Below are 12,381 nucleotides of genomic sequence, written 5' to 3' on the forward strand. Positions count from 1 at the left end.
CACAAACCCAACTTTTCCTCCCTAAAGAGGGACAGTCCCGCTTTCGTTCGCTAAATCATGAAAAGGGGACAGTCCCGCTTCACTTGACTAAAGTGGGACTGTCCCGGCTTTTATTTTGAACGGATGACATGGGTGTTGGCCATGAAATCATGGAGGGCTTGTTTTTTATCCGTAAATGCGGCGATAATGAACCCGATATAGAAGATGAGGCCGGAAAACCAGATGGCAATGGCTCGCCAGAAGGCTTTTAAAAATGAGATCCGATTTCCGTTCTTGTCTGTGACTTTGATACCTACCATTTTTTTGCCTGGTGTGGCTTGCCATTTTGAAGTATGGAAAATGGCATAGTAGAACGCACAAAATAAAAACAGCACGATAAACTGGATGAAACTGAGCAAATTAACGAGCGCTTCCGTTTGTGTGCTATACGGATCGTTCATAGCAATGCCTACAAGGACTGCCGATAGAATCGCTACAAGGATAAAGATAGGAATCGTCAATATAACACCGTCGATGATATGTGCGACGCCACGGATCCAAAATCCGGCGTAGTATTCTCGGCCTGTTTGTTGTAGTCTTACACCACATTTGACGCACATTTCTTGTTGAGTGGCGGTTTCTGTGCCGCAACTTTGGCAGAATTGATCACTCTTTAATGGTCGGAATCCGCAGCCTGGACAAAATTCCGCTTTTTCTGAAACATGTTTTCCACATTGTCTACAGTACATCATTACACTCCAAACTTTTCGTTTTTAGAAAAACTCCCACTCTCCGACTTCTTTACCTTCTCTCATTTTCTTAGCTATGAGGAAAGCATCGATAATGGCGATCGGGGTGGTTATAAAAACCGATGAACCGAATGTTATCATTGATAAGAGGATACTTGCTACTAAAATCGCAACCCCTTTTTTCACTTGTCCGAGAATCATTTGGCCTAATCCTGTGATTAAAAACGACAAGAGTGCCATTAACCACGGACTTTTTGCATCGGTATTTGATATATGCGATGTTTTATGTACGCGGACACCACAGCTAGTGCACATTTCTTGGTCTTTGTTGAGACTGTCACCGCAATTGTAGCAATACTCGACGCTTCTAAACGGACGAACACCACAATTTGGGCATATTTCTGCTTTCTCTGAGATTTCGTTCCCACAGTTGGGGCAATACATCGGATATTTCTCCCTTCTTTTCTGTTAATAATGTCATCATTCATTGATAAAGATTGTCCATCCTTTTAGGAAGAACGCGGTATGATATAAGAAGGCACCCTTTGTGCCCATCTCCCTCTGACACGTTTTCCGCAATGTTGACGATAAGATCTCTAAAGTACATGATGATTAATACTTAACACACAATCATAGAAAATACACGGACTCCCGCGATATTTGTCATACATCCTTTGTATCGGATTGTTGGTGGGTCATTTTTACTATTTTCTACATAAATTTTCTTTTTTCAAGTAGAGAGGGACAGTCCCGCTTCACTTGACTACAGTGGGACTGTCCCTCTTCACTACTTCACTACTTCACTGCTTTACCGCTTTATTCTTCTGCTTTTACGAATAGTGTGCCTGCGTAGGTGAGTAAGCTGGCTGTGATGAAGCTTATAAACAATGTTGTGAAGAAGCCGAATCCAATGCTCACTTCGAGCATTTCAGCGCCTACCCCTAAGGAACCTGCATTCATTTCAAAGGAAAATGCCGTCAAAGTAGCTAAGGCGGCCATCAACAATGCGTACGTGCCACTAAACGCAAGCACCGCTTTCAATACGTCCCCTTTCACCTGCAAGCGAATCCGATATCCTGCCCACAAAAACAGCGCAATCGGCAATAATAAGCCGAGATACAAATAGATGCCATAGTCATTCAAGACCGCGGTATCGCCCATTTCGCCGACTGCTTCAAACCCGGAAAGAACAGATACGTTCAAAGCTCCCGATTCACCGAACATATCCGCCGACATCGAAAACGGAATGAAATTTAACAACACCCACAAATAACCGCCGAGCTGTGTTAAGAGAACGATAAACATAAATGTATCATCAAAAACTTCCCCACCGAACTGCACGAGAAAAACGACCAGCAAGACGAAAACGGATAACAGAACCCCTCTAATGACGGTTGAAATCGCTTGGTGAAGTGATTCGCCGTACGTTAAGCGCCCGGATAAGTGGCTGGTCACTTTCGGTGGACCGAATTGCATGAGTGCGCCGAAAAAGCTGAAAATCGTCCCTAATAAAAATCCGTGCCAAAGCGCCGCGAAAAATGAGTATTGGCCTGATACGGCGATGTCCATGCCTGGGCCGCCGAATTCTCCCATATCTAACGCCATGGATGTGCCTGCAAATAATGAAAACACTGCCAACACCGCGCCATAAACAGCGCCGATGACAACGGATAAATTGAAGCGCTCAAATACGCCAAAGTGCGCGTTCTGCTTGGCAGACACAAAACCGCCGATCATTAGCGCAACCAATGGCACAAGTAAGTATAAATAAAGGCCCGTTTGCGCGCTCATCGACAACTCCGCCAACTCGCCTCCCGAGCCGACGACCGAAAAGCCAACGAAGTGCGCCATCATGATCATATCCATCATGTTGATAAAGCCATCAAACGATAACATCCCCGCCATCGCTCCGAGCTCATCCGCGAGCGCGTCGGCCATGAGCGCGTTCAAACGTTCAGTGGCAAGCCAGCTCAACACAAACACGATCACAAGCATCGAACCCAATGCTACCCCACTACCTACAATGCTCTTTTGCAGCATATGTACATTGAACTGCCACTTTCCCCCTCCTCCAGAAAACGAAGCCGCGTTCTCATCCTCAGAAGCCCGCCGCCGTTCTCCTCGCGAAAGCGTATGCTCAGCCTTATTCGTTTCCACCGTCTGCAAAGCAACCCCGCACTGGCCGCAATACGTCACACACTCACCATTCTGCCCACCACATTCAGGGCAAAATTGCGACGCGCGCTTCACCATCTGCAAATGCTTCGGTAATTGAAAAAGCGCCGTACCATCGTTCGTACAATAACTGGCCTCTTGCGGATTGCGATGCCCACATGTTCTACAATACACCTCGTCATCCCCCTTCTACGAAGTCAATTTATATCCACAACAACCACAGAAATTCGCCGACTCCGCCACTTGCTCCTCACATTGGTGACACGCAACGAACGCTTGCTCCTCCTGCACCGAGAACACCATTACCTTCGCACCACACTCCCCACAAAACTTATCCCCCGACTGAAGCGACGCCCCACACTCACACGTCATACCTTCACTTTCCACATCTGACAACTCAGCAATCTGCCGCTGAATCCGATAAATCGACTTATCACAAGCCAGCAACGCATCCGCAAAATCACTGACTTGCTGATCAAACAAGCCCCCATCACGAACCAACTGATGCGCACGCATCCCCATCTCCACATACAACCTCGACTTCTCACTCGTCGCCTCCGCTAACTCCCGCTTCAAACGACTCATCTCCTGCGTCAACTGAATCCGCTGCTTCCCCTTCTCAACACCACCCTGAAACCGAGAAAGCCCCTCACCTAACTTCGATTGAATATCAGCCAAATCACTCACCCTTTCCTTTTGATTAATGAATGAAATCTTACACACCCATCCGTGTTTCCGTTGCGTCTAGCTTCTGCACACAGCAGTTTCGCGCTGTGAAGTATTGAAGGGTAGGTGCTACTTCGGTAGCACCTACCCTGTACTACGCTGAAACACTAAAGCATCCGCTCCCGATCCGTTTCGAGCCGAGACGCTAAAACTCGAAGCGACGCGGATCACTCGGATTCCAGTTATCCAATTCATCCTGCCCCGTAATCAACCACTTTTCAGCGCCCGAATCATAAGTAAAATAGTACGTCCATTGGCTTCGACTGATTTTCTTCGGCACGCTGCCGGGCGATTGGTCGCTGTCATAGTAGGAAGAGTTAAACGTAATTTGTACGTTCACTTCTCCATGCACACCGTTATCGATATTTCCCGTCGTATCAACCGTTACGAGATCAAATTCCGTCGCAACGACTTCCCCTTGGTAATTCGTATGATCACTTCGCATACGACTAAAATTTTCGTCAATTCCCTGCACATAGTCATAAGCATAACTAGGATGAAGTTCATTGAAATAGTCGGTATTTTTCGTTTCATAAGCTTGCACCCATTGCCTTGTATGGCGATTGACCGCCTCGAACATCCCCTCTTCCAGCTCCGCTTCCTCAGTTTCGATATGCAAATCGTAATGCGCCTTGTCGCTTGTGATCACCACAGCTTCCGAATACGCTTCACCCGCCGGAAGTTCTGCGACAGCCTGAAGTTCAACCGAATTAGCAACGGACACAGGGCCATACTCCTCAATATCAGAAATGTAGCCTTCTTCTTCACCATTAACGAGCAGCCGACTGTTCGTTTGATTAGAACTGACGGTGATAAAAAAGTCCTCGTAGTCAAAATCCAACGCGTAGTGCGTTTGGTCGCTTGTCACGGTGACAGCTTCGGAATACTCCTTGCCTGCTGGAAATTCTACGACCGCTTGCAGCTCCGTCGAACCATCGACGGTTACCGGCCCATACTCACCGACAGTAGCAACAGGACCGACTTCTTCACCATTCACGAGCAAGTAACTGTCTTCTTCACTCGATTCCACTGTGACGAAAAAACCTTCATATTCATGGGCATGTGAAAGCGTCGTCTTTTCACGATCGTAAACGGTGACTGTTTGCTGTTCTGAAAATTGACCGTCCTCTCCATCATATTCAGCTGTTAGTGAATATTCCCCTGGTGTGATCGGACCAATTTCTACGATTTCTCCTGAAAAGGTTTCGGCGTCTTGGCCATCAAGCTGAAAGGTTGTGCCTTGCTGGCTCGCTTCGAGTTCGAGGTAAAAGGGTTCGACGGTGATTTTGTAATCGTCGAAGAATAGCCATTTGTTGCCGGTGTGTTCGAGTGCTAATGGTCCAGGCGCTGCGGTTTCGGCGTCTTGAGGTTCTAATGTGTGCTCGAGGTCGTCGAGTGTGGTGGACATGAGTTGGGCGTCGTTAGCTAGTAAGGCGATGAGGCGCTCGGCGGCTGATTCGTCGATGGTCATGGCGGCGGCGTTTGCTTTGAGAAGTGCGGTTAGTTGGGCGGCGTCGTGTTCGGTGATGGCTTTTTGGAATTGGTCGATCGTGTTTTCGGGTTGAAATTGTCGGTCGAGGTGTGCATATGTACCCCCTCCGCCGATGCCTATGAGCAAAATCGCGACGACGATGAAAAGAGGCAGCTTGCGTATTTGCGGCTTGCGTGAACGTTGGGAAGCGGTGTGCTGCGTCGTTTCTTGCGGTTCAGGGTTAGACGCAATCGGCGCTCCACAACTTGTGCAATGCCGCTTCCCGTTTTCTATTTTCTCCCCACATCCCGTGCAAAACTTCATCGGGCTCCCCCTCTTTCAAACAAAATTTCTTCAACCGAGACACCTTTAAATATATAGTTCTGTGCATGTAAAATATGACGATCGATCGTATTAAAGGGGGACAGTCCCGCTTTCGTTTGCTAAATCAAGAAAGCGGGACTGTCCCCCTTCCACACACTAAAGCACTCACCTACGTTTAAACCGCTCACCAATAGGAGACGATGGATGAAAAGGACCAATCTAAGGAGCTGATCAACATGAAACTACTATTCATCTTAGGCGGACTCGCCACCATCCTGTACATGAACAACGCGTCCCCATCATCCGCACTCGACTTTCTTCCCGCAACCGACGAGGAAAAAGATCTCGCCACCGAAGCCAAAGCTAACGCCGATAGCGATAACGCTCTAACGGATGACCACACTGTCGCGCTAGAAGCAACCGACGCCCAACACCAAGACGAACACAAATCTCTCGACACCATCGAAAACCAATACGAACAAAAACTCACCGACCTCAAAGATCGCATCACCAATGACGCAAAAGAGCTCATTGACAACGCCAAAGCCGAATTCAAAGACCTCGATGACCTCGACATCAACCTAGACCTACTATCCAGCGGCTACCAATATCTCACCGACGCCCGCGACCTGAAATCCGACAGCGACGAATCCATCGCCGACATCCACGAATCCTACCAAACCACACTAGAAAACAACGACCACAACCCAGACAAAGCCGACCACATCAAAGACGACTACCAAGAAGCCCAACGCAACAAATTACAAGACCTCGCCACCCAAGCCATCGACACCCTTTTTCAAGAATGAAAGAAGACGTACTCCCTCAAATGGAGTACGTTTTTTTGCGGAGAAAAAACAAGTCGCATCCAAAAAATTCACACCGTTTCCTTTTTGGTAACATTTTACACTTTCACACTTTCCATTTAACATCATTTCAGAACACGAAAGCGCATATCCATCCAGTGAAAGGAGACAAGCGCGATGAAAAAAACACTCACATATTTTGTTCTCATCACTCTTATCTTTCTTAGCGCATGTAACGCTGGACAAAGCAGCCCCGAAGACGCCGCTGAGACATTTACCGAAGCCTTACTGAGCGGAGACATGGACACAGCCGAAGAGCTTACGTTTATGGCCCAAGTGGCAAGTGACAGTGAATTATCTACAGCAGAAGGTTCAAAACTAGTAAACTATTTACAAGATTTGCAGACAGAATACGAAAATGCATATGACGAAACGATCGAACAAACAGGCGCTGACAGCTTCGATGTCATAGATAGTCAGATTTCATTCCCAGAAAGCGATGAAGACAAATCCGTCGTCGCAGGAGAAGTCGCGCGATTAAACGAAGAAATGTCACTTTCCCTGCAAACGGATGGTGAAGTCGAAGATATCGCTGAAATTGAAGTAGTCATCGAACTCCTGCGCGACAACACTTCCAAAGAACAGCTCGCCTCATTCCTTGCGGTCAAATACAACGATAGCTGGTTTATTGAAACAGGATCATTAAGCATCTTTGAAAAAGTCGCTTTAGCTCAGTAAAGGGTAGGTGCTACTTTGGTAGCACCTACCCTTCACTCTGTTAAAGTAGCGAACCTCCCTTAATATTCTGAAAACATTTGCAATCCGTCTTCCATTTCATGTATAATGTGACTAAACATAACAACCTATAACTTTGGTTGTCGGTCGTGCACCGCACAGCGACGCTCGACCTAGCATAAGCCATGTGAAAAATCCATTGATCATAAGTAACCAGTTAACCACTGGTTACTTCTTTTTTTGAGTAAAGAGGGACAGTCCCGCTTTAAGCTGGTGAAGCGAAAAAGCGGGACTGTCCCTCTTTCACTAAAAACGGTATAATGGATAGAAGAAGAATTTTGAAATGGAGAGTGTTTCGTATGTTAAAGCGCACGCGGCTTAGACACGCTAATCGTTTTCGGCAAATCATCCACGCCCTTGTCAGAAACGGCTTCGGCTATTTTGTCCAAAAAATTGGCCTTATGAACGAAGTGCCTGGCCTCAAAAAATGGCGGCTCAAAGATGAAAACCGCATCACATCAACCGAAGAACGCGTTCGCAACCTTCTCGAAGAGCTCGGGCCGACCTTTGTCAAACTCGGACAAATCGCCAGCACGCGCAACGACATTTTCCCGCAAGCGCTGATCAACGAATTAGAAAAACTCCAAGACCACGTCTCACCATTTACATACAACGAAGCACAGTACGTTTTCAAATCAGAAATCGGCGAAGACATCACGAGTTACTTCGCAGAATTCCAAGAAGAACCGCTCGCATCTGCATCGATCGGCCAAGTATACCAAGCCAAAACGAAAGACGGCCGCGACGTCGCTGTCAAAATCCAGCGCCCGGGTATCCAACGGCAAATCGACATCGACCTGGACATCTTACACGAGATCGCGCGACTGGCTGAACGCCACATTGACGGCGCCGAACATTACCGACTCACGAAACTCGTCGGCGAATTCACGAAAATGCTCCGCCGCGAACTGGATTACACGATCGAAAGCAAAAACACCGACCGCGTTCGCAAACAAACCGAGGACAATCCGCACGTCTACATCCCCGAGATCATCTGGACGTGCACGACGCGCAAAATCATGACCATGGAGCTCATCAAAGGTCGAAACGTCAATCAAATCAACACGCCTGATCTGAGCGAAAAACGCCGCGAGCACATTGCCGAAACGATCGTCGACACGATCACCCGGCAAATTTTTATCGACGGCTTTTATCATGCAGACCCTCATCCTGGGAACATTTATGTGATGGATGATGATATCATCGCTTTCCTTGATTTCGGGATGGTAGGCAGGCTTTCCGTTGAGTTACGCGAAAACCTCGCTTACCTTGTCGTCGGGATTCTCCGTCGAAATAACGACGACATCGTCAAAGCGATCGAAAAAATCGGTGATCTACCAAGCGACATCAAGCGCGGCAACTTAAAAAAAGATATCGATGAGTTTCTTGACTTATATTTAAGCGTGTCGCTTAATGAAATCCAGATCGGTGAAATTATTAACGACCTGCTGGCGCTGATCGGCGGTTACAACATCGAAGTCCCGCACGACTTAACGCTTGTCGCCAAATCGCTCGTCACCGTTGAAGCCGTCGTCAGCGACCTCGACCCAGACCTTAGCATCCTGGAAGTCGTTGAACCGCTCGGCGGTGAGATCATGCGCGAACATTTTAGCCCGAAGAAACTGAGCCGACGCTTACGCGCATACACGATGGAGTACATAGACATTTTGAGCGACTTGCCAGAATCTATAAAAAAAGTGACCTCATTGATTGAGCGCGGCCGCATGCGACACGACATTCATATACCCGCAGCTGAACAGATGAGCAGCCGATTCTCACGCATCGGCAACCAGCTCTCGCTGAGTATTTTGCTGCTAGCGATCAGCATCGTCCTCAGCGCACTCATCATCGGCATCACCCTCGGCGACACCGATGACACCGGCTGGCTGCAACTCCCTGTTCTAGAAATCGGCTTTTTCACCTTCTTCGCTTTGTTCGTCTGGTTGACGCTGTCTATTTTAAGAACAAGAAAAAAATGATAATGATGATGATGAAACTCCGCGTTTGCGGAGTTTTTTTGTGTAGGTGAAGTGGGATGGGATTAGGATTTGGGCAGGTCGAGTGAGTTTGCGGGAAGGTGAGGCTGTTTTTCGATCGGATGTGACGATTTTCCCTTCAGGTGAACTGATTTTTCGATCAGGTGAGTCAATTTTTCCTTCAGGTGAACCACTTTTCCCTTCAGGTGAACCAATTTTTCGATCAGGTCGAGACTTTTTCCCTTCAGGTGAACCAATTTTTCGATCAGGTCGAGACTTTTTTCCTTCAGGTGAATCAATTTTTCGATCAGGTCGAGACTTTTTTCCTTCAGGTGAACCAATTTTTCGATCAGGTAAGACTTTTTTCCTTCAGGTGAATCAATTTTTCGATCAGGTCGAGACTTTTTTCCTTCAGGTGAACCAATTTTCCGGGCAGGTCGAGACTTTTTTCCTTCAGGTAAACTACTTTTTCGTTCAGGTGAGTCAATTTTTCCTTCAGGGGAACCAATTTTTCGATCAGGTCGAACTGTTTTTCCTTCAGGTAGATCGTTTTTTCGATCAGGTAAGACTTTTTCTATTTACATTGCTTTAGTACGGAAAAGGGTAGGTGCTACCGAAGTAGCACCTACCCTTTAGTTAGTTAATGTAATAGGCTAGCTTGCCAGTTACAAAAAATTTTAATTTTTAGGCTCTAATTTACTTAATTCTTCGATTAAAATCTCTCCTGTATACCCATTTGGAACATTCATCCGATGAAAAAGTTTGTCATCTAAATCATCAATGGTATTGACATTGTAATTAGTTGTTATAAAAAGATCATACCCTTTGTCTTTGGCAACATCTATCAATGTATCATTGTAGCGGCCAAAAGGAAAAGCAAAGGAGTGTACTTCGTGACCTAACTCTTCCTCAAGTCGATTTGTAGCAAGTTTTAAGTCAGCACGAATTCTTTCTCTATATTTGTCTTTATCTTCGGCCGGTTTTTTTGTGATATATACCGCTTCTTTCTCCCCATCTTTTCCTTCAATATGATGGTGTTGATCGTAAGAATGGGTTTGTATATTAATCACACCAGATCGTTGCATTTCCTCCATCTGTTCCCATGTCAAAAACCAATCTTGTTCTGTATCATTTCGTTCTACGTTGGGATAAACAGAACCACGTAAGCCTAATTCTTTCATAATTGGAAATGCGTACTCGTAATTGCTACGGTAGCCATCATCAAACGTAACGAGAATTGGTTTTTTAGGAAGGTTAAAATCTGGGTTATCTCGATATTCGACAATGTCAGCATCAGTCACTGTTTCATATCCTGCATCAATCAGAGCGTTCATTTGATCTTCAAAACGTTCGGGTGTAACTTGCGTGTAAGAATTCGACATATCCGCTTCCTTGGCAATGTCGTGGTACATTAAACCATAAATTTTTTCAGGCTCATACTTATAAGCACTCTTTATCGGTTTGATATGCAAACTTAGAGGATCTGCCTCTGTGTCGCGCGCTTTAAGCTTTAATATATCAGGTGCATCCTTTTTGTCATATGGAAGCTCAAATGTACGTGCAACATATTTTATCGGAACGTATGGACTACCTTGAACCATACGCGGCTCCGTCGCTATCTCTTGTGACTCGCCTTCAATGTCGGCTGTATCATCTCCAATCGTGAAACGAACCTTTTTTTCATCATTCACAAAATCTACTACTTCTTTGTCATTCTCAAAGATGACTTCCTTTTCATAGAAAGCTTGCAAAACATCAACTGGAACCAAAACCCTTCCATTATCTTCATATCCATACAACGGACCTGATAGTCGATCTAGTTTATCAATTTTCAGTTCGGAGTCTTCCTTCGTAGGCATTTCCTCAGCTGTTATTTCACTATCATTTGAACAACCTGAAAGTATAATACCAACCATTAAAAAGCTTATAAGAGAAAAAACAACGTATTTAAGTATTTTCAAAGATTCAACCTCCAGTACTTTTTATATCTAAATGCAACAGAAACTAATTCCGAAATCATAAAATCTATTAAAGCTTCTTTTAAAATCAAGGAAGTGCTGATAAATTTCATCGAATACTGTCACAAATTATTATATCATGTATATAGAACAACAATGAACGAATTTGGAAATGGTACTATTTGAAATTTCACTTTACCAAGGTAAAGGGTAGGTGCTACCAAAGTAGCACCTACCCTTTAGTTCACTAAATCAATTGTCGGAATTTGTTTATATATGTAACCTTTCTATCTTTCGACACGTCTAATATAATAAGCATAGATGAAAGGTGTTTTGCCATGTTTAAAAACAATCACTATATGAAAATGAGTTTTGGACTTATCACGTTATTTATTTTACTTGGCTCTTTTTATTGGTTTGGAGCGACTGGCGTTGAAGAGCAAGATGAGGTCAACGCTTCTCATAAACCGGATGAAGAAATCGAAGCCATGAAGGAAAAACTTTCTGAGTTTGATAAGCTAAGCGACGAAAATGATGAATTAAATCGAAAGTTGGCAGAAAAAGCAGCTGAAATTGAAGAATTAGAAGCGACAATCGACTCGTTAGAAGAGGAAATCGCAACACTAGAATCTGAAGAGAAAAACGACGGTTCAAGTGAGGGAGAAAATAACCCCGATACCACTAATAATGACTCAAATGAACGAGATGAAAACGAGCCAGTGAACGACCCCGAACCTGATGGCTCAAAAACGGTCTATCTAACATTTGATGACGGGCCATCTTCGACAACACCTGATATATTAGAAACATTAAATGACTACGATGTGAACGGAACCTTCTTTACGATTGGACAAAGAATGGAAGAACACCCTGAAATCGCTCGCCGGACGTTTGAGGAAGGAAACATGATTTTAACGCATTCGTACAGTCACGACTACGCCATTTATGAAAGTTTTGACTCTTTTTACGATGACCTACACTTGGCTGAAGTGGCATATGAAAACGTACTCGGGTTCGAGGCCCCGCAACTTCTCCGTTTTCCAGGAGGATCTGCGAATCATAGCTCGTTTGATTATGGTGGGGAGCAGTTTATGCCGGAGTTGACCGAGGATATTGTGGATCATGGTTATGACTATGTCGACTGGAATGTGTCCTCAGGCGATGCGAGTGACATTTATGACGAGCCTGAGGCGTTGCTCGAGCGGGTTAAGGCGTCTTCTTCTGGGGATGTGGTCGTGCCGTTGTTTCATGACACGGATCGAAACGTTGCGACAGCGGAAATCTTGCCGGAAGTGATTGAGTTTTATAAAGAAGGCAGCTACGAATTTCGAACGTTTGAAGATATTAGTGATGAGGAATTAGCCGTTTTGATTGAAGAGCAAGTTGTAAATCGTCCGGTCGTTCGGTAAAGGGACAGTCCCA

Annotated in this window: 10 protein-coding genes; 4 read left to right on the top strand and 6 right to left on the bottom strand. The window is 45.3% G+C overall.

Features of this window, described 5'->3' with window-relative positions; genetic code table 11:
• Positions 1–110 precede the first annotated feature (110 nt).
• From HNQ41_RS10070 to HNQ41_RS10090, 5 genes are all read right to left on the bottom strand, one after another.
• A complete protein-coding gene (locus HNQ41_RS10070; protein WP_246421601.1) occupies positions 111–728 on the bottom strand; it encodes an RDD family protein in 618 nt (205 codons plus the stop codon).
• Between the two features lie 24 nt (positions 729–752).
• Positions 753–1,172, bottom strand: a complete 420-nt coding sequence (locus tag HNQ41_RS10075; RefSeq protein ID WP_184664304.1) for a zinc ribbon domain-containing protein — start codon at positions 1,170–1,172, stop codon at positions 753–755.
• A 372-nt stretch (positions 1,173–1,544) separates the two neighbouring features.
• Positions 1,545–2,666, bottom strand: a complete 1,122-nt coding sequence (locus tag HNQ41_RS10080) for a hypothetical protein (protein WP_184664305.1) — start codon at positions 2,664–2,666, stop codon at positions 1,545–1,547.
• Positions 2,667–3,092: 426 nt separating this feature from the next.
• Positions 3,093–3,590, bottom strand: a complete 498-nt coding sequence (locus HNQ41_RS10085) for a double zinc ribbon domain-containing protein (RefSeq protein WP_184664306.1) — start codon at positions 3,588–3,590, stop codon at positions 3,093–3,095.
• 184 nt (positions 3,591–3,774) lie between these two features.
• On the bottom strand, positions 3,775–5,424 hold the full coding sequence (locus tag HNQ41_RS10090) for a TcaA 3rd/4th domain-containing protein (protein WP_184664307.1): 1,650 nt from the start codon (positions 5,422–5,424) through the stop codon (positions 3,775–3,777).
• A 200-nt stretch (positions 5,425–5,624) separates the two neighbouring features.
• On the opposite strand from HNQ41_RS10090, the gene HNQ41_RS10095 reads away from it, so the two are divergent.
• The 3 genes from HNQ41_RS10095 to HNQ41_RS10105 all read left to right on the top strand — a co-directional run bounded on the left by HNQ41_RS10095 (position 5,625) and on the right by HNQ41_RS10105 (position 9,004).
• On the top strand, positions 5,625–6,233 hold the full coding sequence (locus HNQ41_RS10095) for a hypothetical protein (RefSeq protein WP_184664308.1): 609 nt from the start codon (positions 5,625–5,627) through the stop codon (positions 6,231–6,233).
• Positions 6,234–6,407: 174 nt separating this feature from the next.
• Positions 6,408–6,968, top strand: coding sequence for a hypothetical protein (locus HNQ41_RS10100; protein WP_184664309.1), 561 nt, complete (start codon positions 6,408–6,410; stop codon positions 6,966–6,968).
• 356 nt (positions 6,969–7,324) lie between these two features.
• Positions 7,325–9,004 carry an ABC1 kinase family protein gene (locus tag HNQ41_RS10105; protein WP_184664310.1) on the top strand — a complete coding sequence of 560 codons (1,680 nt, stop codon included), beginning with the start codon at positions 7,325–7,327 and terminating at the stop codon, positions 9,002–9,004.
• 674 nt (positions 9,005–9,678) lie between these two features.
• On the opposite strand, the gene HNQ41_RS10110 is transcribed toward HNQ41_RS10105, so the two are convergent.
• A complete protein-coding gene (locus tag HNQ41_RS10110) occupies positions 9,679–10,962 on the bottom strand; it encodes a polysaccharide deacetylase family protein (RefSeq protein ID WP_184664311.1) in 1,284 nt (427 codons plus the stop codon).
• A 335-nt stretch (positions 10,963–11,297) separates the two neighbouring features.
• On the opposite strand from HNQ41_RS10110, the gene HNQ41_RS10115 reads away from it, so the two are divergent.
• Entirely contained in the window at positions 11,298–12,368 is a 1,071-nt protein-coding gene (locus HNQ41_RS10115) for a polysaccharide deacetylase family protein (protein WP_184664312.1), read from the top strand.
• The last annotated feature ends 13 nt before the right edge of the window (positions 12,369–12,381 follow it).

It is taken from the genome of Texcoconibacillus texcoconensis, from assembly GCF_014202575.1.
Classification (GTDB): Bacteria; Bacillota; Bacilli; order Bacillales; family Salisediminibacteriaceae; genus Texcoconibacillus; species Texcoconibacillus texcoconensis.

Bases quoted from the DNA above. Each gene is read 5' to 3' on its own strand.
- HNQ41_RS10070 (WP_246421601.1), bottom strand. From the start codon at position 728: ATGTACTGTAGACAATGTGGAAAACATGTTTCAGAAAAAGCGGAATTT.
- HNQ41_RS10075 (WP_184664304.1), bottom strand. From the start codon at position 1,172: ATGTATTGCCCCAACTGTGGGAACGAAATCTCAGAGAAAGCAGAAATA.
- HNQ41_RS10080 (WP_184664305.1), bottom strand. From the start codon at position 2,666: ATGGCCGACGCGCTCGCGGATGAGCTCGGAGCGATGGCGGGGATGTTA.
- HNQ41_RS10090 (WP_184664307.1), bottom strand. From the start codon at position 5,424: ATGAAGTTTTGCACGGGATGTGGGGAGAAAATAGAAAACGGGAAGCGG.
- HNQ41_RS10095 (WP_184664308.1), top strand. From the start codon at position 5,625: ATGGATGAAAAGGACCAATCTAAGGAGCTGATCAACATGAAACTACTA.
- HNQ41_RS10100 (WP_184664309.1), top strand. From the start codon at position 6,408: ATGAAAAAAACACTCACATATTTTGTTCTCATCACTCTTATCTTTCTT.
- HNQ41_RS10105 (WP_184664310.1), top strand. From the start codon at position 7,325: ATGTTAAAGCGCACGCGGCTTAGACACGCTAATCGTTTTCGGCAAATC.
- HNQ41_RS10115 (WP_184664312.1), top strand. From the start codon at position 11,298: ATGTTTAAAAACAATCACTATATGAAAATGAGTTTTGGACTTATCACG.